Raw genomic sequence first — 24,911 nt, forward strand, 5'->3', positions numbered from 1 at the left:
AACTACCCCTTATTGACCATTATTCAACGCTTTTTTAGCAGCATTTTGTTCTGATTCTTTTTTCGTTCTACCTTTTCCTGTTTCTAAAGGTTTGCCATTTAATAGTACTTCAGAAGTAAACATCTTGTGATGTGCTGGACCACTTTCATCTAATAAATGATACGTAATATTACCTTTATTATGACGATGCATATATTCCTGCAATTCTGTTTTATAATCACGATTTGCAGTATAATTTTCATCAACGACATGTGGAAATACAACTTTTTCTAAAAATTGCTCTACAATTTCAAGTCCTTTATCTAAATACAAAGCACCAATAAATGATTCGAATGCATCGGCGATTAATGATGGACGTTCACGACCACCTGTTTTTTCTTCACCTTTACCAAGTAAAAGTAATTCGTTCATATTTAAACTCATTGCAAATGTTACAAGTGATGGTTCACATACAATTGATGCGCGCAGTTTAGTGAGCTTACCTTCTGGAAGTAATGGAAATTTCTTAAATAAAAACTGTGACACCGTCAATTCTAACACCGCGTCTCCTAAGAATTCTAAACGTTCATTATGACTTAATTTATCTAATTTAAAGTCATTAATAAAACTTGAATGCGAGAATGCTTGAACATAAATATCATATTGTTCAAATTCGATATCTATTTCTTTCATAAACGCATCGAATTGAGCTTTAAATTGTGCTATGATTTGTGCTTTATTTTTAACCATGCCTGTCCTCCCTAATATTATGTTTCCTATCTATTTTACGTTATATTTCATAAAAAAAAAAGAATATTATCATAAACGACAATATCCATTGACACAATATATAAAACGTCTGAACAAATTGCATTGTTCAGACGTCTATTTCACTTTATGTAATCATCATTGATTGCTTAATTTGGTCTTATAAACCACATTTCAGTTTCATAATCATGCGTGATACGTTGTGCAACTTCTGTCTTGTCAGCGCCGCCACCATACCAGTTTTGATCTAAACTTGTAAATTGCATCACGTTGCCGTCCGCATTACCGTTTAACACAATCGCTGTATGTCCGGCACCTGATCCGAAATCTTCATTAAATACAACAACGTCTCCAGGTTGTGCTACAAATGATGGTGTATTTTTGTACACTGTTGCTTCACCACTAAAATTATTAGCAGTTGGAATATCTTTTGCATAATCACCGTGTAAACCGTGACCATATAAATAATTCCAATAATAATTCACTAAATCAAAACATTGCCAACCGTAGTAGCCATCAAAATCCCAACCCTTGCCTTCCAATGAATAAACATAATTCATTGCAGCCGTTGAAGATTTCGCAACTTCTTTTTGGACCTTGCTCGATTTCTTATCATAATCTCTATGTTCAACCTCTACGTTCTGTATCTTAGGTGTCTTATCTTTAGATGTATCACTACCGCCGCCATCTTTAGCATCAGCATGCAAATTCAAATTCAATGCAGTCAAGCTCGTAAATGTAATAGCTAACAATAATTTGCTTTTAATCTTCATACATCCCCCTAATAAATATGTTTTATATATATTCATAAATAATATATTAAAACATTTTATCATATATAAAGTATACTGGATAGGTTATAAAGATTAAGTATTGATTACAAAAAGACCACTAAAAGTATACAGTGGCCTTTACTATGAACATCATTTATCGAACTAACAAATCCATTTAAATAACTGAGAATTAAATCAGATCCTTTATTGCATATAACTTAAATATCGTCATTTACGCTTATTATTTTTTTCGTTACCACGTTTAAAGTTACCAGTAGCTTTTGCTAATAAAAGTTGAACTTCAAAATCATCATAATCTACATCTTCCATTCTACCAATTAATTGCTCTGCTTTATAATTTTTTAAAATAGTTACTGGCTTACCAAAATAAAAAATTCTTATCGTTTTCTTTTTAGTAATATTAAACGTAAATGGCTGCTCTACTAACTTATTACGATTATCAATATTCTTCATATTTATGCGCTCCTATATCAATCGTTTTTTTATTTTGATTGAGATATAGGCATTATCTTTATTTTCTTAAATCCTCTATATCCCATGTTGATGCGAAATCATTAAAAACTTTCATCAAATCGCCCCCTACTCTTTATTAAAATTCATTATAACACTTGTTGAGAAAACAAAAATGCCCCACCAATTAAGGTCGTAATATTTTTACTTTGCCTTATCATATATAAAATCTCCAATAATTTTAGAAGATTAGCTCTTTTTCATTTTTACATAATAATAAAAAGCCCGTAACCATTAGTATACGGGCTTTTGTAATATGAATTATTTTTCTAATGATTCAATATATTTTACAGCGTCACCAACTGTGTTGATTTTTTCTGCTTCCTCATCAGGGATTTCCATATCAAATTCATCTTCTAATTCCATTACTAATTCAGCGATATCTAAAGAATCAGCACCTAAATCATCTTTAAATGAAGCTTCAGGCGTTACTTTTTCAGCGTCTACACCTAGACGATCTACAATAATGTCTTTAACTTTGTCGAAACTTGCCATTCCATTCACCTCCTTTAAATGATTTAAATCTTATATAATAAGAAATTCAATTTCTCTTACTATCCTATTCTACTATAAAAGTAGCTTTTATTGCATATACATTCCGCCATTAACGTGAATTGTTTGGCCAGTAATATAGCTTGCTTTATCACTTGCAAGAAATGCTACTGTATGTGCAATATCACTATCTTCTCCAAATCGTGCAAGTGGAATTTGTGACTTCATTTGTTCTTTTAATTCATCAGATAATTGATCTGTCATATCTGATACGATAAATCCTGGTGCAACTGCATTACAAGTAATGCCTCTAGATGCTAATTCTCTAGCAAATGTTCTTGTCATACCTTCAACACCTGATTTAGTTGCTACATAGTTCACTTGTCCTGCGTTTCCTAGTGAACCTACAACACTTGATAAGTTAATGATGCGACCAGATTTTTGTTTTAACATAGGTCTAGTTACTGCTTGAACACAGTTAAATACACCTTTTAAGTTTGTATTGATCACGTCATCCCATTCGTCTTGTTTCATACGCATCAATAAATTATCTCTTGTAATACCTGCATTATTGACTAATACATCAATAGTACCAAATTGAGATGTTGTTTCTTTAATCATAGCTTTTACTTCATCTTGCTCACTTACGTTTGCTTGAAATGCAAATGATTCTACACCAAATGATTTAATTTCAGAAACGACTTCTTCTGCTTTTTCTTTATTTCCTGCATAGTTCACAACTACATTGTAACCTTCTTTACCAAGTTCTAATGCAATTTTACGACCAATACCTCTAGAAGCACCTGTAACGATAGCTGTTTTTGTCATTATTCATTCCATCCTTTAATATCATCAATTGTTTGAATTGATGTTATTTTAACATCACGACTAATTTTTTTAACTAACCCAGATAATACTTTGTTAGGACCGACTTCGATAAAGTGATCTACACCTTGATCAATTAAATACTCAACAGATTGACTGAATTCAACTGGTGAGAATAATTGTTTAACCATGTTCGCTTTAATAACTTCATGATCTGTTTCAGGTTTAGCATATACATTTTGTACAATTGGGTGTTCAGCATCTTTCCACTCAAATTGATTAATGTAGTTTTCAAAATCATCTGCTATAGTTTTCATCATTGAAGAATGAAATGGACCTGAAACTTTTAATGGCATAACACGTTTAGCACCAAGTGTTTTACCTTCAGCTGCAAGTTTATCAATGAGTTCTGCATGACCAGATACAACGATTTGACCTGGACAATTGATGTTTGCTGGTTCAATAAGTTTGTCCTCTGTTGATAATTGTTCACAGATTTCTCTCACTTTTTCAATGTCTAAACCTAATACCGCAGCCATAGAACCTACACCTTGTGGAAAAGCTTCAGACATTAATGTACCACGTTTATGTACGATTTGAACGGCATCTTCAAACTTTAATACACCTTCTGATACTAATGCTGAATATTCACCTAAACTATGTCCTAATGCGTAGTCATAATTTAAATCTTTTAAAGCATTCATTAAAGCTGAACTATGCGTTAACAATGCTGGTTGTGTATATTCAGTTAATCCAAGAATTTCTTCTGGATCTTTAAACATAATTTCAAGTAAATCAAATGATAAAGATTCATTTGCTCTTTCTAGAATTGATGTTGCATTAATTTCTTCTTGATATAAATCTTCTGCCATTCCTACTTTTTGTGACCCTTGACCAGGGAACATGATTGCAACTTTACTCATTTATTTCACCTACTGCTTTCTTCATTTTATCTACTATTTTAGTATCTGCAGCTAGCTTAGCTTGTTTAATTGCATTATAGAATGCACGTTGATCTGATGATCCGTGTGCCTTAACAACAACACCATTTAATCCTAATAGGACTGAACCACCGTATTCTGCATAGTCCATTTTATTGCTAATCTTTTTAATATCTTTTTTCAAAGTAAGTGCAGCAAGTTTATTTTTAGTTGAAGCAGTCATCGCTTCTTTTAACATTTTAAATATACCTGTCGCTGTTCCTTCGATTGTTTTTAACACCATGTTACCGTTATAACCATCTGATACAACGACATCACATGCATCTAACAATAAAGATTTTGCTTCAACATTTCCAATAAAGTTATCAAATTGTTCTTCTTTAAGTAATTGATAAGTCTTTTTCGTTAAAGCATTACCTTTTGATTCTTCAGTACCAATATTCAAAAGTGCTAATGAAGGTTTTTCAATACTTCTAATTTGTTTGGCATAAATTTCACCCATTTTAGCATATTGCACAAGATGTTCAGGTTTAGCATCTGAGTTTGCACCAATATCTAAAAATACAAATCCTTTACCTGTCACTGTCGGGAAAGTCGCAACTAATGCGGGTCTTTCAATACCTTTTATTCTGCCGACAATAAATAAACCACTACTCATTAGCGCACCAGTATTACCAGCTGATACACATGCTTCAGCTTTACCTTCTTTAACAGCATTTGCCATTAAAACCATTGAAGCATTTTTCTTTTTCTTAATTGATCTAACAGGTTCGTCATCCATTGTTATCTTTTCATCAGTATGATAAAAGGTGATACGTTCATGTTTGTAATCAAATTGTTTTTCATCACCATATAACAAAATCTCTAAATCTGGAAAATCATTAACTGCTTGTTTAACCGCTTCTATTACGATACCTGGCGCGTCATCTCCGCCCATCATATCTATCGCAATCTTAACCATTATTTTCACCCTCGCTCGAATAATACATTTCAAATTGTCCTTGGAAAACAGTTTCTCCATGAACAGTGCTTGTGACATCTACTTTAGCTATATGTTTCGATTTATGAATCACAGTAGCTTTAGCAATGACTCTTTCATTTAGTTTTACTGATTTTTTGAATTGAACATTACTTTTAGTTGTTAATGCTAATTCATCATTAATCAATGCTACACATAATGAGTTAGCTTGGGCAAATAAATAGTGTCCTCTAGCAATACCGTTACGTGTAAAAACATGTTCTTCCTTAATATCTATAATAGATATTGCTGATTTATCTAGTTCAATATCTATAATTTCCCCAATGACATCTTCAATGGGTAATGATTTAATTTCATCATGATTTTGTGTTGCTACATCTTTGATGCGGCGTCTTAATTCTGGAATACCTAGCTCCATTCTATCCAGTCTAATAGTTTGGATGCTTACTTTAAAATATTCACTTAAAGTTTCGTCAGTTATGAAAGGTTCAGCTTTCAAACGATTTGTTAATTCCCTCTGGCGATCTGCTTTTGATAATTTCATTTCATCCAAATCCATTCTATTATGTACTTATAGCTAAAATTAGCACCTGCTATCATGACCTATCTTACTTATACTAACACGGGTATAACAATATACTCAACAAATTATACAATAAAAAAGAACGAAATTTACAAATTTGGTCATAAGACTTACATAATAAGATGTAAAGACTAGGTGGAATGAGTGAAATTGGGGAGGTTGGGATTGTTTAGGTGTTGGAGTTGGGGGAGATTAGACCTTGGATTCGAGGGGATTGGATTGGAGAAACTCATGGCTTAATGCAGGACTTATGCCATGACTTGGCTTTATTAAGAAGTTAAGCTACGACTCGAACTATCTCTTAGCTTTATTTGGGACTTAAGCCATGACTTGATTAATCTCTTGGCTTTATTAAGAAGTTAAGCTATGACTTGGTCCATCTCTTGGCTTTATTAGGAAGTTAAGCTACGACTTGAACTATCTCTTGGCTTTATTAAGAAGTTAAGCTACAACTTGGTCGATTTCTTGGCTTTATGTAGGACTTAAGCCATGACTTGATTAATCTCTTAGCTTTATTAGGAAGTTAAGCTACGACTTGAACTATCTCTTGGCTTTATTAAGAAGTTAAGCTACGACTTGAACTATCTCTTGGCTTTATTAGGAAGTTAAGCTACGACTTGGTCGATTTCTTGGCTTTATGTAGGACTTAAGCCATGACTTGATTAATCTCTTAGCTTTATTAGGAAGTTAAGCTACGACTTGGTCGATTTTTTATGTAATCAAAAATGTTCATTTCTAAATAATCATTTAACTTTTGATAAGATGTGAGTTTATTACTTCTTTAACTCACATCTTTTAGAATATCTCAAATTCTCCTTTCGCCCTCCACGAATCCATCCAACTATATCTCGAATCCTCCACACCAAAATCTTGAATCCTCCCTCCGACCTCTCATATCCACTTCATCCAACTCATTTCTTCTAACAAAAAAAGAGCAAAATTTCAAATTTTGCTCTTCCCTCTCAAAGTTATGCTGCATTTTCTTCTACTGCTGTAAATATCATGCGCTCTTCGAACAATAATGTATCTGGATTATAATTATCACATGTTATTAACGTTAATTGATTCGGTTTACCTTTATGTTCATCTAATACTTCCACTTGATTTGGTTTAACATTTTTAATGTTTTTAATTTTATATGTTTTTTTACCTTTTAATGTGATGAGTTCTACTTTATCGCCAACTTTTGCGCGATCGAGATAGTTAAATCTTATTCCTGCGCCTTCTACACGATGTCCTGCTATTGCGACATTCTGCTCACTTAACTGTTCATTCTCATCTACTAATGACAAACCATTTTTTAAATTTTGTTCTGTTGCTGGCCCTTTAAATATTGGCTCTGATATATCTGCTGCTGGTACTTTTAAATAACCAACCATATGTTCATTTACTTTTAAGTTATCTGTTTCTGTTTTAGTAATCCATGATTCTATTGGATTTATTTTAACGCTGTCATCATGATTTACATACGACTCGATGACCTTATCATTAACACGGTCTGTAAAATAAGTTCTAATATCATTCCAGAAGAAAATAGATATTGCCGTCATGATTAATAAGATACCTATAATTTTATATAACCATCTCATGTTTCTAACCTACTCTCAAAATATGGTAATTCAAATTTATACAATACGTGTACCAATGTCAATCAAAATTTTGTTCTGACATAGATTCTTGTACTAATAATCTCAATTTATCATATTCAGGTTTGAAAAATTCACCTGATTGAACTAATTCACTCGCTTCATCTCTTGCGACTTCTAACATTCTATAATCCTCTACGATATTTGCAACTCTGAAATCAGGCAAACCACTTTGTTTAACGCCAAAGAAGTCACCAGGTCCTCTCATTTCCAAATCTCGTTCCGATAAATAAAAGCCGTCTGTGGATTCAGTCATAATGTGCATACGTTCTACACCACTCTCAGTTTTGGGTGATGCTACTAAAGTACAGTAACTTTGATGATGACTTCTACCAACACGACCTCTTAATTGATGTAACGTAGATAAACCAAAGCGGTCGGCATCATAAATAATCATAAATGTTGCATTAGGTACGTTCACTCCAACTTCAACTACAGTTGTAGAAACTAATATCGCGATTTCATTATTACTAAATTTATTCATGATTTCATCTTTTTCATCTGCATTCATTTTACCATGTACAAGTCCAACTTTATCAGCACCGAAACGTAACTGTAATTGCTCATAGATTGCGACCACATTTTGAACATCTAACGCTTCACTTTCTTCTATTAATGGACAAATGACATATGCTTGTCGACCTTTTAATATTTCTCCATTTAGCTGATTTAATACATGATCAATTTCTTCATGTTTTGCCCATGACGTCAAAATTTCTTTTCTACCTTTAGGCATTTGTTTAATCGATGTTACATCCATTTCACCGAATGCAGAGATAGACAATGTTCTCGGTATTGGTGTTGCTGTCATAAACAAGACATTTGTATCTGCACCTTTTTCACGCAACTTCTTACGCTGATTTACACCAAATCGATGTTGTTCATCAATGATAACTAATCCAATGTCATTAAATGCCACGTCATCTTGTATAAGTGCATGCGTACCTACAATGACGTCAACTTCTCCTGCTTCTAACTGTTCAAGTAATAATTTTCTTTTTTTACCTTTAACTGAACTTGTTAATAAAGCGACATTCAATTGTCCACCAAATAACTCATCTAAGCTGATCGCATGTTGTTCAGCTAATATAGCTGTCGGAACCATAAGTGCACTTTGCTTACCAGCATTAAACATTGCATAAATCGCGATAGCTGCAACAACCGTTTTACCCGAACCTACATCACCTTGTAATAATCGATGCATTTTAATAGGTGCTTTTAAATCTCTAAAAATTTCATTCACACTATTTTTCTGAGCATCTGTTAATTCAAATGGTAATGTTTCGATAAAAGATTTTATCGCATTGACATCATAATTTAAACCTTCTATTTTATTAGACTCTTTTTCTAATTTGCTTAACCATTTCATCTTTAACTGAAATAAGAATAATTCATTAAATGAAAATGTTCGTCGTGCTAATTTAAGGTGATTAAATTGAAGTGGTTTATGTAAAATTGGAATGACATCTTTTAATGGCATTAATTTGTACTTATCCATTAAACTTGGTGATAACCATTCATCAATTTCAACAAGTTGCAATGCTTGTTCAATGTATTTATTAAGTTGTTTTTGTTTTAAGCCTTCTTTTAATCGATAAATAGGTGTTAACGCATTTCCACCGTCTTCTTTTTCAGCCATTACTTTTTGACCAGCAATAATTTGTTTCTTTTGATCCCATTTACCTTTGATTGTAACTGATTCACCCATTACAAGCCTTTTTTTCAAATAAGGTTGATTAAAGAAAGTGACTTTAACGGCAATTTGATCAATTAGCATGTGACACGTTAATTTAGATTTATTTCTACCAAAAAATGCAACAGTCGGACTAGAATACACTTCTCCAGTAACAGTGACAACATCACCATCAGTTGCTTCATTTAAATTAATGACAGATTCATCTTCGTAACGTGTTGGTAAATACAACACTAAATCTTCTAATGTATAGATATTTAATTCATTTAATAACTGTAAACTTTTTGGTCCAACACCTTTAAGTTCTTGCAAAGTTCGCTCTGTATATATCAGATGTTGCTTATTCATTTTTATCACCTATATTTATTAATACTCTAATTATAGAACAAATATATGATATAAACCAATCGAATTCACCGAAATGAGATTTATACAAAAATATAAAGGCCAGGACAATAAATTATGTCCCAGCCTTTATGTTGATATTTTCGTTAATTTCCAAATATCTCTTGTTTTAATCTTTCACCTGTTGGCGTACCTGCTAGACCACCACGACCTGTTTCACGTAGTGCTGAAGGCATTGTTTGGCCAATTTTATACATAGCTTCTATTACTTCATCAGTAGGAATTCTTGATTTCACACCTGCTAAAGCCATATCAGCTGAAATAATTGCATTTGAAGCACCTGCAGCGTTTCTCTTAACACAAGGTACTTCTACTAAACCTGCAACTGGATCACAAACAAGTCCTAACATATTTTTTAAGCTAATTGCAAATGCTTCTGCAGATTGTTGAGGTGTACCGCCAGCCATTTCTACTGTTGCAGCAGCGCTCATCGCAGCTGCTGAACCAACTTCAGCTTGGCAACCACCAGCCGCACCTGATATAGATGCGTTATTCGCAACAACAAATCCAAATGCACCTGTTGTAAATAAGAAATGTAACATATCTTCTCTAGTTGGATTTAGTCTTTTTTTCAGCGCAAATAACACACCTGGCGCAACCCCTGCGGAACCGGCAGTTGGTGTTGCACATATTTTACCCATTGCTGCATTCACTTCGTTCGTCGCAACAGCTTTACTGACTGCATCAATCATTAAATCACCTGAAAGTGATTGACCACTTTCTAAATAATCTTGTAAAAGTACAGCATCCATTCCAGTTAAACCAGTTGTTGAAGTTACACCATTGATACCACGTTCAATGGCTTTTTCCATTGTATCTAAATTACGTTCCATATTTTGATAAACTTCTTCTTTAGAGAGTTTAGACACGCGCATTTCTTGTTCAATCATGACTTCATATATTTTTTTATTTTCTCTTTCACAAATTTCAATAAGTTCTTTTACACTTTGAAACATGATTACCCTCCTTTTATGATTCCCCCATTAATGTGACTGTTTGTACACCATCAATTTCTTTAATTTTATTTAAGACTTCTTGTGGAATATCATCATCTAATTCACACGTCATTAATGCAAGTTCACCTTTCTCTTTACGGGCCACTTGCATACTACCAACATTAATACGATAATCACCAAAGACATTGGTCACTTTCCCGATCGTGCCAAAAGTATCCTTATGAAAAACAAGTAACGCAGGATAATTCCCACTAATGGCAATTTGAAATCCATTTATCGCAACGATTTCAACTTTACCACCACCAATTGAAATACCTTCTACTGAGATTTCCATTTCTTTATTTCTCATGTTGATAATTGCAGTGTTTGGATGTGATCGCTCTTCAAACATTTCGATAAAGTTTACATCAATCTGTTGTTGCTCAGCATCTTGAAGACTTGTTTTGATTCGATCATCATCTGTATCATAGCCTAAAATACCACCGACTAACGCAACATCTGTACCATGTCCTTTATAAGTTTCCATGAAAGACCCATATAAATATATATCAATATGTTCTGGTTTACCATCAAATAAACCTCTAGCTATTAATCCAATTCTTACTGCACCAGCAGTATGTGATGAAGATGGCCCGACCATTACTGGACCAATAATGTCAAAGACACTTCTATATTTCATCAATAATCACTCGTTTCTCTTTTAATTTCACCATACCATTATAACAACTTTCGTTCGTTTTGTAAGCGTTTTACAACACAAAAGACAACAACGCTTTTGTTTAACATTGTTGTCTTTTATCTTGAGATTATTCTACTGAGAATAAGAATGAGTAAATTGGTTGGTCACCTTGATGTACTTCTACTTCAACTTCATCATAGTTTTCTTCAACATATGATACTAATTGATCGACTTCTTCATCAGTAGCGTCTTCACCTTTAATAATAGTTAAAATTTCACTGTCTTCATCAATCATTTCATCGATAAGCTTTTTACTAGCTGTTATGTGGTCAGCATCACTTACTTTAATGCTGCTTTCATGGATACCCATGAACTCACCTTTTTTAATTGTAATACCATCTATATTTGTATCTCTAACAGCATACGTTACGGAACCTGATTTAACAAAACGCATTGCGTCTTCCATTTGCGCTTTATTCTCTTCGATTGATTGCTCTAAGTTAAGATTTAACATTGCTGACAGACCTTGAGATACTGTTTTTGATGCTACAACAGCTACAGGTATATCAACTAAATGTTCAACTTGTTCAGCTGCCATAATAATATTTTTATTATTTGGTAAGATGATTGCATTTTTACAACCTGATTGTTTTACAACTTTTACGATATCTTCTGTTGAAGGATTCATTGTTTGACCACCACTGATGACATGTGTTGCACCAAGTGATTTAAATAATGTCGTGATTCCGTCACCCATTGAAATTGTAATAACTGCTGTGTCAATTGCTTCTTGTTCTTGTTGCTGTTCTTGTTTTATCTTTTTATCTGCGCTTTTACGAAGTACTTCTCTATGTTGTTCACGCATGTTTTCGATTTTAATTTTAATCAGTTCACCATATTGGCTTCCGTATGATAATACTTCGCCTGGTGTTTCAGAATGAACATGTACTTTTGCAATTTCATCGTCAGAGATTACAAGTAATGAATCACCGAATTGACTCATATCTTCTCTAAATTGTTCTTCATCGAATGCTTTTTTATCTTTTCCAAAGCGAACCATAATTTCTGTACAGTAGCCGTAGACGATATCTTCAGTATTCATAACGCCACCGAAATCGTGGTCATCATTGATAAATTCATCTGTATCTACTTTTTCTTTAGCCGGTTGAATTTTTTCGCCTTTTAATGTTGCTAAGAAGCCTTCATAAACAAACATTAAACCTTGTCCACCACTATCCACTACACCTACTTCTTTAAGTACTGGTAGTTGGTTTGGTGTGTTTTCTAATGCTTTTTGACCTTCTTCAATTACAGCTTCCATAACTGTAATAACATCTTCTGTTGATTCAGCAGCTTTAACCGCCGCTTCTCCAGCTACTCTCGCAACTGTTAAAATCGTTCCTTCAACTGGTTTCATAACAGCTTTATATGCTGTATTTACACCTGATTGGAATGCTTTAGCGAATTGTTGAGCATCAATTTCTTGTTCATTCTCAATCGATTTTGAGAATCCTCTAAATAATTGAGATAAGATAACACCTGAGTTACCTCTTGCTCCCATTAACAATCCTTTAGAAAATATTTTACCAACCTCACCGATATGTGCATTACTATGAGATTTAACCTCTGCTGCACCTGATGACATTGATAAATTCATATTTGTTCCTGTATCCCCGTCTGGTACAGGAAACACATTTAAAGAATCTACAAAATCTGCATTGTTTGATAAACTATCTGATCCTTGAACGATCATATCAGCAAACAATTTGCCGTCAATCTTATTCATACTGTATTTGCCTCCCTATGCTTCCTCATCATCATTAATAACTCTAACACCTTGGATATATATGTTGACTGCGTTGACTTTTAAATTTAATGATTGTTCTAAAGTATATTTAACAGCAGATTGGACATTGTTTGCTATTTCTGAGATTTTCGTACCATAACTCACAATTATATACATATCTACATCAAGAACACCTTCGTTTTGAGATACAATAACACCTTTGGCATAATTATCACGCCCAAGAATTTCTGCAATGCCATCTCTAACTTGATGTTTACTTGCCATACCAACGATACCATAACATTCTACAGCAGCTCCGCCAGCAAGTGTTGCAATAACGTCATTTGAAATATCGATACTTCCATACTCATTTGTAATTTCTAAAGTCATGATTACGTCCCTCCTACACATTTAAATTTTTTCGTTTTATTAACTACTTTTATATGTTCTGTTTAATTATACTTAATATCACATTCACATCGCAAGAATTCATCATTTTAATCACGTTTTTTATACAACGTTTTCACAAGATATTATTATAACAAATAAATTGAACTTTAAAATACTTTTTGCGAAATTTGTTATTATTTTTTCGCTAATTTACAAAAAATCCGTTGAATAAATTATAAGTGCGTGTTATATTATTAAAGTGTGTAAACGTAAATAAATGTGTATTTATATTTCATTAAAGGAGGATATTTATGGCTAAAGAATGTTTCGTAACAGGTCGTAAAGCTAGAACTGGTAACCACCGTTCTCACGCATTAAATGCTAACAAACGTCGTTGGAACGCTAATTTACAAAAAGTTAGAATCTTAGTTGACGGTAAACCTAAACGTGTATGGGTTTCAGCTCGTGCGCTTAAATCAGGTAAAGTTACACGCGTTTAATGAATATAAGTCACATATAATAAAGAGAACCTTTGTGTGGAAGGTTCTCTTTTTTTATTTATCTTTACTTTGTACCATCAATATATTGCCAAGTTCAACTGTCACTAATGGATGTTCATGCCCCTCTTTAAACTCATTACTAATCGTTAACGTTGAGCCTTGTGCCAAAGTTGTAAATGGTAAATCATATTTAAATTCTTCTAATTTTATTCTAATATTCGTACTTAACGGAATAAAGGACACATATTTCATACCTTCTACTTGTGAAATTCGATGATTTCCTGCTTTTAATACTGTAATTTCATTTTGCTTATCTACGAGCGTGATTTGAATATTATCTTCCAGAAATTCTGGTTTCGTTAATATTTGAACAGCACCCATAAAATGATCTAATCTGCCACCTGTCGCACCATATATTCTAATTTCTTCGTATCCGAGTTCAACTGCTAAGTTAACCGCTAATGCAAGGTCGGTATCATCTTTTTCTTTCTTAACCGGATCAATATCGATATGTTCAATGATTTGTTGATACTCTTCATCTGATACCGAATCAAAGTCTCCTATAGCAGCAACAGGCTTAATATCATGTTTAATTAATTCAATTGTGCCTCTATCTACACCTATCCAATCAATGTGCTTTTCATCTTGAAGTATATGTTCATTGATATGACGCATACTACATAATAGATTTACTTTCACGATTAATCACCCTTTAATTTGTGTACAGGTTCTTTGTAGTCTTCATGTTTGAAGTAATAAGATCCTGCAACTAATATGTCTGCGCCTTGTGCTTTACATAACGCACCTGTTTCTTCATTAACACCACCATCAACTTCAATTTCAAAGTTTAAGTCATGTTCATTTCTATATTCGTCTAACCAAGTAATTTTATTTAACGTAGATTCTATGAAGCTTTGACCACCAAATCCTGGATTCACAGTCATAATTAGAACAAAGTCCACGTCTCCTAAAATTTGCGATAATGATTCTACAGGCGTTCCAGGATTGATAACAACACCAGCTAACTTATCATGCGCTTTGATTTGTTGTATCGCTCTATGAATGTGTGGTGTCGCCTCGTAATGAACAGATACCATGTCACTACCCGCTTCACAAAACGCATCAATCATTTGTTCTGGGTTCTCGATCATTAAATGTGTATCAATCGTCATATCTGTTACTTTTCTTAATGATTCTAAAATAGGTAATCCAATCGATATATTTGGTACAAACTGACCATCCATTACATCAAAATGTAAAATGTCTGCGCCAGATTCCTTAGCGCGTGTTACTTCTTGTTTTAATTCTGCAAAATCACAAGCTAAAAGTGAAGGTGCTATTTTTACCATTAATATCTTACCTTTCTATTTTGAATTTCTTCGAATAATGTCAAATAGTGCTTATATCTTAACTGATAAAAATGATTATCTTGAATTAGTTCTTTTACTGCACATTTAGGTTCATTAATGTGCGTACAATTTCTAAATTTACACTGTGATTTAATGGCTTCAAATTCTGGGAATAAATCTGCGAGATCTTCCTTTTCAATATGTGAAAAGTCTAATGCACTAAATCCTGGTGTGTCAGCTAAATAACCACCCTCTAACTCATACAATTCAACATGTCTTGTCGTATGTTTACCACGATTAAGTGCTTTTGAGATTTTGTTCGTTTCTAAATTCAAATCGTCGAACAATCTATTCATAATCGTGGATTTACCAACACCAGATTGTCCACTTAACACGATAATACCGTCAATTAAAGGTTTAATCGCATTTGATACATCATCATCATCACCTATAAATAATGTTTCATATCCAATTGATTGATATTGCGCTAATTTATCTTGTATTTGTTGAATTTCATCATCAGTCGCGAGATCTTTTTTAGTTACACATATTATAGGTGTAATATTGTATGAATGAACGACTACGAGAAATCTATCTAATAATTGTTGACCAAATGCTGGTTCTGATGCACTCATCACGACGATAACTTTATGAATATTTGAAACAGGGGGTCTTAATAATATATTCTCACGTTCATGAATATGTTGAATATAGCCACCCGTTTCATTTTCAACTTGAAAATCAACTATATCTCCGACAACTGGAGATGTCTTCTTCTTTCTGAATAATCCTCGAGCTCTCGTAATATATATACCATCGTCAGCTTGTACTGAATAATCTCCACTTATTGATTTAATAATACGACCAGTTTTCAATATAACACCTACCTCATTTTATTTTAATTATACCAAATCATACTGCTTAAATAATCAATTATTTATGTTGCTTAAACAAAATCGTTACTTCTGTCCCTTTATCGACTTCACTTTCGAAGAAGATTTGAGCATCATGATGTTCAATAATTGAATCAACAATCGATAACCCTAGACCGTTACTATCAACATGTACATTATGAGATTGATCACCTTTATAAAATCGATCTTTAATATGTTTCAGCTGTTTCTCAGTCATACCATAACCTTCATCAATAATCGAAACTTGTACAAATTCATTTTGTTCTTTTAGATCAATTTGTATCATACTATGTTCTGGTGAGTATTTAATAGCATTACTTAATATATTATAAAGTGCTTGATAAAGTAATTTATGATTACCTTTAATAGTTAAATCATCCATATCAAATAGAACTGAGATTTCATTGTCTTCTAATAAGAAATTCAGATTTTGAACGACTTCTTTAACGACTTTTTGAACATGTACTGTTTCATTAAATGATAAATGCTCACTATTATCTAACTCAGATAACAACAATAATTGTTTCGTTAAATTACTCAAACGATATGCCCTAGCATATATATCTTCTATAATTTGTGTTCTTTTATTTTCATCTTGTTCATGTTCAAGTTCTCTTAATAAACTTAAAATAGACTGTAGCGGAGATTTAATTTCATGAGATACATTTTGAACAAAGGATTGTCTCATCATTTCTAGCTGTTTAAGTTCATCTCTCATCTTAATAAATCGGTGTTGTAATATACCTATTTCATCGTCACGTGTTACTTTGATATCGACATCAAAGTCACCTTTTCTTAATGATTCAGTCGTCTTCATAAGTCGTCTAATTGGGTTTGCTAATGAATAACTTGAGAAGAGCACGAGTACTAATGAAATTACGACAAGCAATACAAGCAATATCCCTAAAAATATTCTAAATTCGCCTAACATGGAACCCACACTAGGTCTCAAGAATAACGCATACTCAGCACCTTGATGTTGAATCTTTATACCGACAGTGTTTCTCGTTTCATTATCAAAGAATCCTGTAATAAAAATATTAAACGGTCTATTCTTAATACCATGATACGTTTTACCGTCTAATACATCTTCAACAGCTTGGTTGTCTAAATTATATTTTCTAAAGTTATCACCATAATAAGTCGGTTTCAACTTATCATTATACAATACAGCTTGATAATGTAGCTCGCTTAAGTGATTTAAATAATTATCCAACGACATTTCATTATCATGATCAATATAATCTTGAACATCTTTTAAAGTATTAAACACTTTGTGGTCATTTTTTTCTTTTAAATCTATATGATAATAAATATTTGTAAGAATGAAACCTAAAATAGCACTTACGAGCATCACAACTATTGTATAAATCGTTATTCGTTGAGCTAAAGACTTAAACCTCATGAGCAAGCACCGCCTTGTAACCAACGCCTCTGACGGTTTTAATCAAGACATCACTCTCTAACTTTTCTAATCGCTTTCTAATACGTTTAATATGTACATCAAGCGTTCGTTCGTCTCCTTCGAAATCAATACCCCATACAACTTCAATAATTTTGTCTCGTTGTAATACTTTATCTTTGTTACGCATTAAATAATCTAGTAATGCAAATTCTTTCTTTGGTAAAAGCATTGTTTTCTGATTAATCGTTATTTCCATATCAACACTATTGATATGTGTATTACCTATTTGAAGTTCATTGGATGAATTAATTTTAAACCTGCGTAGAACAGCTTTTATTCTAAATATTAACTCTTTAATTTCAAATGGTTTTGTCACATAATCATCTGTTCCAGCGAGAAATGCATTTTCTTTATCACTCAACTCATCTCTTGCCGTTAACATGATAACTGGAATATCAAAACTATCCTTAAGTATTTGACACAATTCAAAGCCGTCCATACCTGGCATCATAATATCTACAACAGCAATATCAATATATTTATGCTCTACAACTTCTATAGCTTCCTCACCACTGAGACTTGTTATAACATTTATATGTTCACGTTCAATTTCTCGCTTCAAATCATTTAAGATAAATTTATCATCATCTACAACTAAACAAGTTACCATGTCATCACCTCTTTACCTATGATACCAAATATCTTTGAAAATTTTCATATATACATGAATTCAGGCTGAAATTTCGAATGAAATTTCAGCCTGAATAATATTATTATAATGAATCAATTCATGATTAAACTGATTCTACGTTACGGTTTACTAATGCATTTACATTTTCAATGATTGTACCACTTACGACGCGACCTGGTAATTTATTTAAATTAACAGATAGATCTTGGTCTTTTTTCATATCATATGAAATGTTTCTAGCGAAGTATTTCATAGATTCTTCCATGATGATAATTGTCATCCACTCACCAGCACAACGGTGGTTTGTATAATAATCGCCACCACCTTGAGGGATTAAATCAAATGGACTTCCGTCCCAATCGCTGAAGCGGTTTGGATAGAATCTTTCTGGATTCTCCCATAAGCCGTCTCTATGCAATGTTCCGTAAATATCTAATACTAAGAAAGTATCTTTCTCAATCGTATAGCCATCAAATTCGATATCTACTGCTGCTTTACCAGGTAAATAAGGTACGAATGGATAGAATCTTCTAACTTCTTGTACAAATTTATAAGCATAGTCATTTTCATTATTGAAGACTTTTTCTGCTTCTCCTGGATAATCATGTAATGCTTTCACACCGAAACTAATAAAACGATTAATCGCGACTAGAGGACGCACAACGTTCATTAAATCGATCGCACACAATCTAGAATCCATTAAATTACCTTCAAAATCTTCCCAGTGACTAAATTCATGTAATGCTGTACCTTGTGGAGGTGTTAATTTACCTTCACGTACTGCAATAATTTGATTTTCTAGGAATGTTTCCACTCTATCTCTTGCTTTTTTAGCTTCTCTATATCCTTTGAATGCAGTACCGATATTTTTAAATGAATCAATCATTGTATCCATATCTTGGGCACAGCTTTCAATTTCTTCAGGAGATGCGATAACGCCTGCCCATCTAAATCCAACTTTAGTTAATAAGATAATAGATTCTTTATAAACGTTAACTTCGTCCATTCTTTCCATACGTTCAGTATTCATGAACCAAGTACTACGTGTAAGTTCTCTCAAATATTCTAAATTTTCTTCAGTCATTAATGACATAAATAGAGCTTTACGGTCTATGTGTTTTTTACCACCAGTAGTATGTATAGCGCCTTTACCGAATAAAGTATTAACAACACGTTTTGGTAACGTACCTTGTCTTTCAATTAAATCGTTATTATAAAAAAGCTCTGCTGCTTCTTTACCACTGATTACAACTGTTCTTCTTCCGCCTAATGCTCTTAATTCAAAAATATTTGTATCAAATTTCTCAAGTCTATTTGGTACATATTTATAGCCTTCTTTCAAAACTTTAAATGTACTGTCTAGACCTCTATCTTTTGGTATTTGCTTACCCATAAAGTTAATGCCCCCTAGAATTTTTGTAAATTTCATATACTTACATATTATTTCATTTTCTGTGAAAATAATCAATCAACTACTATTATCAATTGAAAATTTTATATCTTTGTCAACTAATGCATGTCTTTTTGACCACTCAATTAGCGTATCTGGATAAACGACATCATCTTGAATCGATTGATTTAGATTTTCAACTGGAAAACTGAGTATAAATCGTTGATCAATAATTTCATCAACAATATTAAAAAACGCTAGATTTCCACTCGTTGGTCTTCCGACAAGATTGACTATTCCCGATCTTACTACTTTATAAACGAGCCATTCAGCTGCATAAGATGTATCTTTATCAATCAAGATCACAATTTCTTCAAATCGACTTAATCCGATAAAATCAATTTTATCATCATCAAAGAATTTCCAATCACCAACAGGTTGATCTAAAATATTTTGATAAAAAGCTTGTTCATTCATTTCACTGCATGCTTTATACAAACGTTCTAATTTTTGCTTAAATAACGACTTATGACGCTCTCGCTCAACCTTTACTTGTGTGTCTTTCGTTAATATTGTTTCTTGATTGCCAATCTCATAAAAATAAGGCATAAGAAACTCTGCGATACTCAAATTTTTAAATTGTGCATTTCTAAAATCAAAAATGACTTTTTTAGATGATTCTTGAATTTTGGATAATTTGTATAACGCTTCAACAGCTTGTTCAAAACGAATATCACCGTTAAATTCTAATATTGGTACATCATCCTTAACCGTCACATCAATCGTATGTTCTGTACTCACCGGATAATGTCTCAATTCAAAGTGATAAGTTTGATTCGCTCTTTTTACTTCTACTTCATTTTGGAAAGTTAAAATATGTCCCCATTCTTCTCTATGGTATGGTTCATCTTTTAATAAACGATGATATCTCATTCTACAATATTCAATAGAATCCCCTGATAACTGTGTAATTTCATCACCAACAACAAAGCGTATATCATCCAGCACTTTCGTAACAACTAAAGCATCTTTAGTAGCTCTTACCTTAATTCCAACTTGTTTGTCAGGAATTTTCAATGCCTTAATAGACGTACTCAACAAGCCTATATCATAAAAGAAATTATTCATAACTTCTATAAAGACTTGATCAGACAGATGAGATGAGGTCACAATATTTTTATACTCTTCATAAATAGCGTGCTTTTGATCAGCATCTACAATAGCATGTTCTGTTTGACGATATACATATTCATATAAAGACACATAAGGAAGCATATTTTTCACCCCAGACTCATTTTCTAAATTTTACTAAGAACTAAACATTAAATCAATAGTGTATAAAAATAGAGACTGAAACACTGTTTAATGTTTCAGTCCCTCAAATAGCTATATACTTTTCATATATTTAGAAATCATCGTAATCAATTGTGTTACTTTCAACCTCTTTACCATCTACTTCAACGCGATATTCAGCTGATTCGCCTTTTGGAATCGTGAAATTAATGTTTCTTGTTGTATCTTTTTTAATCGTAAAGGAATCTGCAACTTTTTTGATATCATTTGATTTATCTTTAACAAAGATTTCTACTTTCTGACCTTTTTTACTATCAGAACCTGTAAATGGTATATAAACGGATTGTGTATATGTTTTATCTCTTGCGTTATCATCACTGTCATCTTTTTTATCTTTATCGTCTGATTTATCTGAGTTAGAGTCTTTATCTTCACCTTTAGATACATCAAAATAAATCGTTGATTCGACTGGCAATTGTCCATCTTTAAATGATTGTTTAACGATTGTATCTGCTGGTTCATCACTTTCAACTTCAGATTGTTCTACTTTAAATCCAAGCGCTTCAAGTTCAGAAGTTGCTTTACTGATTTCTTCACCTGTATAATCTTTAACGTATTCTTGTTTTACGCCGATTGATTTTGTCAAAATAATCATCGTATCTTTAGGTACAACTTTAGAACCTGGTTCGATATTTTGATTAATCACTGTGCCATTCGCCGCTTTATCATACTGTTCTTTTATACGGACAGATTCAAAGCCTTGTTTTTCTAATTGCTTTTTCGTTTTGTCTGCTGATTTTCCAACATAATCTTCTATGGTAAACGTCTTAACACCTTGAGATATCACTAAATCAACTTTAGTCATTTCTTTAACCTTACTACCCACTTTAGGTGTTACTTTCATAACTTCGCCTTCTTTAAAGCTATTACTATAGGCTTCTGTTATTTTACCTTTACTTAAACCTTTTTCATCTATTAAAGCTAAGGCTTCACCACGTGATTTACCTAATAAGTTAGGCACGTCTACATATTTAGGAGCCGTTAAGGCAAAACCAATTGCACCTACTAACATACATAATAGTAAAATGGGTACAAAAACGATTAACCATTTATTACGCTTACGTTTAGGTTTATTTGTTTCCATATTTTGTTGTTGTGCATTAGCATTTTGTTGCGTCGTTGCAATTGGAACAGTCTTTGTATCACTTTCTTCTTCATCAGCTTTTATAACGGGCATTGTTTTAGTATCTGAATCAGACTCATACCTAGGTAATTCATCTTTACGTTCATCGTCCAATGCTGTTAAAAGGTCATAATACATTTCATTTGTATCACGGTACCTTAGTGATTTTTCTTTACGAGTTGCTTTCATAATGACATTTTCTATACTTTGAGGTATAGATGGTCGTTCTTTTCTAATAGATGGCAACTCTTCTTGAATATGTTTAATGGCTACACTTACAGGCGTTTCCCCATTAAATGGCGGGTGTCCTGTTAATAATTCATACAATACAATACCAATAGAATAAATATCTGATGATTCATCTGTTGATTGACCTTTAGCTTGTTCAGGCGATAAATATTGAACAGAACCCATAACATGATTCGTTTCTGTTAAAGCTGTTTCACTTAATGCCCTTGCGATACCAAAGTCTAATATTTTTAAAGTCCCATTTTTAGTCATGAGAATGTTTTGCGGTTTAATATCTCGATGAATAATTCGATGATGATGAGCATGTGCGATACCTTTTAAGATTTGAAGCGTCATTTCAACCGCTTCATCTGCAGATAACTTACCTTCTTTACATAGATACTCCTTTAATGTTGGTCCTTCTATATATTCCATAACAAGGTAATAACAATTATCATCTTCTTCTACATCAAGTACATTCACAACGTTACTATGACTTAAAATCGTCGTATTTTGAACTTCTCGTTCGAATCGTTCAACTGCTTTTTCTTTTTCATAAGGCGGTATGTTGATTACTTTCACTGCTACATCACGGTTCAAGATCTTATCTTTCGCTAAATAGACGTTACTCATACCACCGCCACCAAGATACTTCACAAATTCATAGCGACCGGCGATTATGCGACCTATCATATTTTTCCACCTTCAAATGGATATAATATTAACGAGATATTATCTTTACCTTCGACTTCGATTGTTTCTTCGATAAGCGTTTCACCAATATCATCAACCGTACCTTTATGAGACATCACAATTTGTTGAACGTCATCTTCATGTAAGTAATCTGTTAAACCATCTGAATTTAAAAGCAAATAATCATAAAATTTTGTATTGTAGTAAAAAACATCTGGGTTAACACGTTTATCTGTTCCCATAACTTTTGTAATAATGTTTCTTTGAGGATGCGTGAAAGCCTCCTCTTTCGTAATTTCTCCAATCGTAACAAGATGATTAACAAATGTATGATCATTTGTTAATTGCATCATTTCACGACTGTTCATCAAATAAGCACGTGAATCACCTATATTAGCTACAACGATGTCTTTTTCATAGACTAAAGCACAAACACAAGTTGTACCCATTCCTCTATACATCTCATTGTTCATAGACTCGTTATATAATTGTCTGTTTATATCAGCTAAGTTAGATTGTAACCAATCTTCAGCATGATCATACTCAATATAATTTTCATCTTCGAATCTAGCTTTAAGTGAATCATTCACAAATTGGCTTGCAACTTCACCTGCAGCATGTCCACCCATACCATCACAAATCACTAATAAAACTTGACCCGTTTGATTTGTATAGATACCACCTGCATCTTCATTTTGTTCTCGAAATTGACCGACATCTGTAAAAAACCGTGCTTCCATGATTTGTTACCTCGTTTCTTCTTTTCGCTCTTTTGCTCTTAGTTGTCCACATGCAGCATCAATATCTGCACCTTGATTACGTCTTATTGTAGCATTTATCCCGTTTCTTTTTAATTCTTTTTCAAATTTAAAGATATCTTCTTTTGATGTTTTTACATAGTCACGTTCTGGTACGTGGTTAACTGGAATTAAGTTCACGTGACAGTTTAAATGTTTAATTAGTTTTGCCAATGCTTTTGCATGATGAACTTGGTCATTTACACCTCCGAACAAACCATATTCAAAAGTGATTCTTCTATTCGTTTTATTGACATAGTATTCAATAGCTTCCATTAATTTATCTAAATCATAAGCTCTGTTTATAGGCATCAATCTTGAACGTGTTTCATTATCAGCTGCATGTAAACTTAACGCAAAGTTTATTTGTAGGGATTCATCAGCAAAATCGTAAATTTTAGGGATGATACCTGATGTAGAAACTGTTATATGACGTGCTCCGATGTTTAAACCTTTATCATGATTAATGATTTTTAAGAATCCCATCATTTCATCATAGTTCTCAAATGGTTCACCAATACCCATAATTACAACTTGGCTGACACGCTCATCCGTAGCATCTAAAGCTTTTTGAACTGTTAATACTTGTGCAACAATTTCACCCGCTTCAAGGTTACGTTTCAAACCACCGATTGATGAGGCACAGAACGTACAACCTATACGACAACCTACTTGAGTTGTCACACAAACTGAATTCCCATATTCATGTCTCATTAATACTGTTTCAATCGTGTATCCATCTTGTAATTCAAAAAGAAACTTGATTGTTCCATCTTTACTTTCTTGTTTAACAGCTACTTCTAACGTTGTAATTTCAAATGATTGTACAAGTTTTTCTCTCAATTCTTTTGAAAGATTTGTCATTTCGCTAAAAGCGTCTACTCTTTTAACATATAACCAATCAAAAATTTGTTTAGCTCTAAACTTTGGTTCTGATTGATCGATCAACCAATCTTCTAATTCTCCTAATTGTAATGAATATATTGAAGGTCTTTCGAAGTTTGGCATAAATTTATTGCGTTTTTTCTGTATCGCTGGCATA

At 32.8% G+C, this 24,911-nt stretch carries 25 protein-coding genes; 1 reads left to right on the plus strand and 24 read right to left on the minus strand.

The features are described from left to right. Positions 1-9 precede the first annotated feature (9 nt). The 14 genes from rnc to LQ675_RS00615 form a co-directional block, all read right to left on the minus strand. Positions 10-729 carry a ribonuclease III gene (rnc, locus tag LQ675_RS00550; protein ID WP_048542532.1) on the minus strand — a complete coding sequence of 240 codons (720 nt, stop codon included), beginning with the start codon at positions 727-729 and terminating at the stop codon, positions 10-12. Between the two features lie 167 nt (positions 730-896). Next, complete coding sequence (locus LQ675_RS00555; RefSeq protein ID WP_152291676.1) at positions 897-1,520, minus strand: CHAP domain-containing protein; 624 nt, start codon at positions 1,518-1,520, stop codon at positions 897-899. Positions 1,521-1,748: 228 nt separating this feature from the next. Further along, positions 1,749-1,994 (minus strand): hypothetical protein, encoded by a 246-nt coding sequence (locus LQ675_RS00560; RefSeq protein WP_058591372.1) that lies wholly within the window; start codon positions 1,992-1,994, stop codon positions 1,749-1,751. 318 nt (positions 1,995-2,312) lie between these two features. Further along, entirely contained in the window at positions 2,313-2,546 is a 234-nt protein-coding gene (locus tag LQ675_RS00565) for an acyl carrier protein (protein WP_017000113.1), read from the minus strand. An 87-nt stretch (positions 2,547-2,633) separates the two neighbouring features. After that, a complete protein-coding gene (gene fabG / locus LQ675_RS00570; protein ID WP_048542526.1) occupies positions 2,634-3,371 on the minus strand; it encodes a 3-oxoacyl-[acyl-carrier-protein] reductase in 738 nt (245 codons plus the stop codon). Then, positions 3,371-4,291, minus strand: coding sequence for an ACP S-malonyltransferase (fabD, locus tag LQ675_RS00575; protein ID WP_048542524.1), 921 nt, complete (start codon positions 4,289-4,291; stop codon positions 3,371-3,373). Before fabD ends, fabG begins: the two co-directional genes overlap by 1 nt. After that, positions 4,284-5,270: a phosphate acyltransferase PlsX gene (gene plsX / locus LQ675_RS00580; protein ID WP_048542522.1), complete on the minus strand. Its 987-nt coding sequence runs from the start codon at positions 5,268-5,270 to the stop codon at positions 4,284-4,286. Before plsX ends, fabD begins: the two co-directional genes overlap by 8 nt. Beyond that, the gene (gene fapR, locus LQ675_RS00585; RefSeq protein WP_228097514.1) at positions 5,263-5,847 is read right to left on the minus strand and encodes a transcription factor FapR; all 585 of its coding nucleotides are present in this window, start codon (positions 5,845-5,847) and stop codon (positions 5,263-5,265) included. The genes plsX and fapR overlap by 8 nt, the downstream gene beginning before the upstream one ends. A 992-nt stretch (positions 5,848-6,839) precedes the next feature. Next, positions 6,840-7,460, minus strand: coding sequence for a class A sortase (locus LQ675_RS00590; RefSeq protein ID WP_048542520.1), 621 nt, complete (start codon positions 7,458-7,460; stop codon positions 6,840-6,842). 58 nt (positions 7,461-7,518) lie between these two features. After that, positions 7,519-9,558: an ATP-dependent DNA helicase RecG gene (recG, locus tag LQ675_RS00595; protein WP_048542517.1), complete on the minus strand. Its 2,040-nt coding sequence runs from the start codon at positions 9,556-9,558 to the stop codon at positions 7,519-7,521. A gap of 143 nt (positions 9,559-9,701) precedes the next feature. Next, positions 9,702-10,571 (minus strand): L-serine ammonia-lyase, iron-sulfur-dependent, subunit alpha, encoded by an 870-nt coding sequence (sdaAA, locus tag LQ675_RS00600; RefSeq protein WP_058591368.1) that lies wholly within the window; start codon positions 10,569-10,571, stop codon positions 9,702-9,704. A gap of 13 nt (positions 10,572-10,584) precedes the next feature. Continuing rightward, entirely contained in the window at positions 10,585-11,250 is a 666-nt protein-coding gene (gene sdaAB / locus LQ675_RS00605) for an L-serine ammonia-lyase, iron-sulfur-dependent subunit beta (RefSeq protein ID WP_025904553.1), read from the minus strand. A gap of 127 nt (positions 11,251-11,377) precedes the next feature. Further along, positions 11,378-13,036 (minus strand): fatty acid kinase catalytic subunit FakA, encoded by a 1,659-nt coding sequence (gene fakA, locus LQ675_RS00610; RefSeq protein WP_048542513.1) that lies wholly within the window; start codon positions 13,034-13,036, stop codon positions 11,378-11,380. A 15-nt stretch (positions 13,037-13,051) separates the two neighbouring features. Beyond that, positions 13,052-13,426, minus strand: coding sequence for an Asp23/Gls24 family envelope stress response protein (locus tag LQ675_RS00615; RefSeq protein ID WP_016911554.1), 375 nt, complete (start codon positions 13,424-13,426; stop codon positions 13,052-13,054). A gap of 311 nt (positions 13,427-13,737) precedes the next feature. Between LQ675_RS00615 and rpmB the strand changes: the two genes are divergently transcribed. Beyond that, positions 13,738-13,926 (plus strand): 50S ribosomal protein L28, encoded by a 189-nt coding sequence (gene rpmB / locus LQ675_RS00620; protein ID WP_017000124.1) that lies wholly within the window; start codon positions 13,738-13,740, stop codon positions 13,924-13,926. A 54-nt stretch (positions 13,927-13,980) separates the two neighbouring features. Here the strand turns inward: rpmB and LQ675_RS00625 are convergent, their stop codons facing one another. The 10 genes from LQ675_RS00625 to rlmN form a co-directional block, all read right to left on the minus strand. Beyond that, positions 13,981-14,625: a thiamine diphosphokinase gene (locus tag LQ675_RS00625; RefSeq protein WP_048542510.1), complete on the minus strand. Its 645-nt coding sequence runs from the start codon at positions 14,623-14,625 to the stop codon at positions 13,981-13,983. A 2-nt stretch (positions 14,626-14,627) separates the two neighbouring features. After that, entirely contained in the window at positions 14,628-15,275 is a 648-nt protein-coding gene (gene rpe / locus LQ675_RS00630) for a ribulose-phosphate 3-epimerase (protein ID WP_152291677.1), read from the minus strand. Beyond that, positions 15,275-16,150 (minus strand): ribosome small subunit-dependent GTPase A, encoded by an 876-nt coding sequence (rsgA, locus tag LQ675_RS00635; RefSeq protein ID WP_152291678.1) that lies wholly within the window; start codon positions 16,148-16,150, stop codon positions 15,275-15,277. The genes rpe and rsgA overlap by 1 nt, the downstream gene beginning before the upstream one ends. Before the next feature lie 58 nt (positions 16,151-16,208). Then, positions 16,209-17,594: a sensor histidine kinase gene (locus LQ675_RS00640; RefSeq protein ID WP_239727022.1), complete on the minus strand. Its 1,386-nt coding sequence runs from the start codon at positions 17,592-17,594 to the stop codon at positions 16,209-16,211. Next, on the minus strand, positions 17,584-18,264 hold the full coding sequence (locus LQ675_RS00645; protein WP_048542498.1) for a response regulator transcription factor: 681 nt from the start codon (positions 18,262-18,264) through the stop codon (positions 17,584-17,586). The genes LQ675_RS00640 and LQ675_RS00645 overlap by 11 nt, the downstream gene beginning before the upstream one ends. Before the next feature lie 124 nt (positions 18,265-18,388). Beyond that, positions 18,389-19,678 carry a cytochrome P450 gene (locus tag LQ675_RS00650; protein WP_048542496.1) on the minus strand — a complete coding sequence of 430 codons (1,290 nt, stop codon included), beginning with the start codon at positions 19,676-19,678 and terminating at the stop codon, positions 18,389-18,391. 75 nt (positions 19,679-19,753) lie between these two features. Next, the gene (locus LQ675_RS00655) at positions 19,754-20,950 is read right to left on the minus strand and encodes a hypothetical protein (protein WP_207593118.1); all 1,197 of its coding nucleotides are present in this window, start codon (positions 20,948-20,950) and stop codon (positions 19,754-19,756) included. A 130-nt stretch (positions 20,951-21,080) separates the two neighbouring features. After that, positions 21,081-23,072, minus strand: coding sequence for a Stk1 family PASTA domain-containing Ser/Thr kinase (pknB, locus tag LQ675_RS00660; protein ID WP_048542492.1), 1,992 nt, complete (start codon positions 23,070-23,072; stop codon positions 21,081-21,083). Next, entirely contained in the window at positions 23,069-23,815 is a 747-nt protein-coding gene (locus LQ675_RS00665) for a Stp1/IreP family PP2C-type Ser/Thr phosphatase (protein ID WP_107617174.1), read from the minus strand. Before LQ675_RS00665 ends, pknB begins: the two co-directional genes overlap by 4 nt. A 3-nt stretch (positions 23,816-23,818) precedes the next feature. Further along, the gene (gene rlmN / locus LQ675_RS00670) at positions 23,819-24,910 is read right to left on the minus strand and encodes a dual-specificity RNA methyltransferase RlmN (protein WP_049319422.1); all 1,092 of its coding nucleotides are present in this window, start codon (positions 24,908-24,910) and stop codon (positions 23,819-23,821) included. Between the last annotated feature and the right edge of the window lies 1 nt (position 24,911).

The sequence above is a fragment of the Mammaliicoccus sp. D-M19 genome (assembly GCF_022386695.1).
GTDB classification, from domain to species: domain Bacteria; phylum Bacillota; class Bacilli; order Staphylococcales; family Staphylococcaceae; genus Mammaliicoccus; species Mammaliicoccus sciuri.

Excerpts from the sequence above, each read along its gene's own strand:
- rnc (WP_048542532.1), bottom strand. The coding sequence starts at position 729 with ATGGTTAAAAATAAAGCACAAATCATAGCACAATTTAAAGCTCAATTC.
- LQ675_RS00555 (WP_152291676.1), bottom strand. The coding sequence starts at position 1,520 with ATGAAGATTAAAAGCAAATTATTGTTAGCTATTACATTTACGAGCTTG.
- LQ675_RS00560 (WP_058591372.1), bottom strand. The coding sequence starts at position 1,994 with ATGAAGAATATTGATAATCGTAATAAGTTAGTAGAGCAGCCATTTACG.
- LQ675_RS00565 (WP_017000113.1), bottom strand. The coding sequence starts at position 2,546 with ATGGCAAGTTTCGACAAAGTTAAAGACATTATTGTAGATCGTCTAGGT.
- fabG (WP_048542526.1), bottom strand. The coding sequence starts at position 3,371 with ATGACAAAAACAGCTATCGTTACAGGTGCTTCTAGAGGTATTGGTCGT.
- fabD (WP_048542524.1), bottom strand. The coding sequence starts at position 4,291 with ATGAGTAAAGTTGCAATCATGTTCCCTGGTCAAGGGTCACAAAAAGTA.
- plsX (WP_048542522.1), bottom strand. The coding sequence starts at position 5,270 with ATGGTTAAGATTGCGATAGATATGATGGGCGGAGATGACGCGCCAGGT.
- fapR (WP_228097514.1), bottom strand. The coding sequence starts at position 5,847 with ATGGATTTGGATGAAATGAAATTATCAAAAGCAGATCGCCAGAGGGAA.
- LQ675_RS00590 (WP_048542520.1), bottom strand. The coding sequence starts at position 7,460 with ATGAGATGGTTATATAAAATTATAGGTATCTTATTAATCATGACGGCA.
- recG (WP_048542517.1), bottom strand. The coding sequence starts at position 9,558 with ATGAATAAGCAACATCTGATATATACAGAGCGAACTTTGCAAGAACTT.
- sdaAA (WP_058591368.1), bottom strand. The coding sequence starts at position 10,571 with ATGTTTCAAAGTGTAAAAGAACTTATTGAAATTTGTGAAAGAGAAAAT.
- sdaAB (WP_025904553.1), bottom strand. The coding sequence starts at position 11,250 with ATGAAATATAGAAGTGTCTTTGACATTATTGGTCCAGTAATGGTCGGG.
- fakA (WP_048542513.1), bottom strand. The coding sequence starts at position 13,036 with ATGAATAAGATTGACGGCAAATTGTTTGCTGATATGATCGTTCAAGGA.
- LQ675_RS00615 (WP_016911554.1), bottom strand. The coding sequence starts at position 13,426 with ATGACTTTAGAAATTACAAATGAGTATGGAAGTATCGATATTTCAAAT.
- rpmB (WP_017000124.1), top strand. The coding sequence starts at position 13,738 with ATGGCTAAAGAATGTTTCGTAACAGGTCGTAAAGCTAGAACTGGTAAC.
- rpe (WP_152291677.1), bottom strand. The coding sequence starts at position 15,275 with ATGGTAAAAATAGCACCTTCACTTTTAGCTTGTGATTTTGCAGAATTA.
- LQ675_RS00640 (WP_239727022.1), bottom strand. The coding sequence starts at position 17,594 with ATGAGGTTTAAGTCTTTAGCTCAACGAATAACGATTTATACAATAGTT.
- LQ675_RS00645 (WP_048542498.1), bottom strand. The coding sequence starts at position 18,264 with ATGGTAACTTGTTTAGTTGTAGATGATGATAAATTTATCTTAAATGAT.
- LQ675_RS00650 (WP_048542496.1), bottom strand. The coding sequence starts at position 19,678 with ATGGGTAAGCAAATACCAAAAGATAGAGGTCTAGACAGTACATTTAAA.
- LQ675_RS00655 (WP_207593118.1), bottom strand. The coding sequence starts at position 20,950 with ATGCTTCCTTATGTGTCTTTATATGAATATGTATATCGTCAAACAGAA.
- pknB (WP_048542492.1), bottom strand. The coding sequence starts at position 23,072 with ATGATAGGTCGCATAATCGCCGGTCGCTATGAATTTGTGAAGTATCTT.
- rlmN (WP_049319422.1), bottom strand. The coding sequence starts at position 24,910 with ATGCCAGCGATACAGAAAAAACGCAATAAATTTATGCCAAACTTCGAA.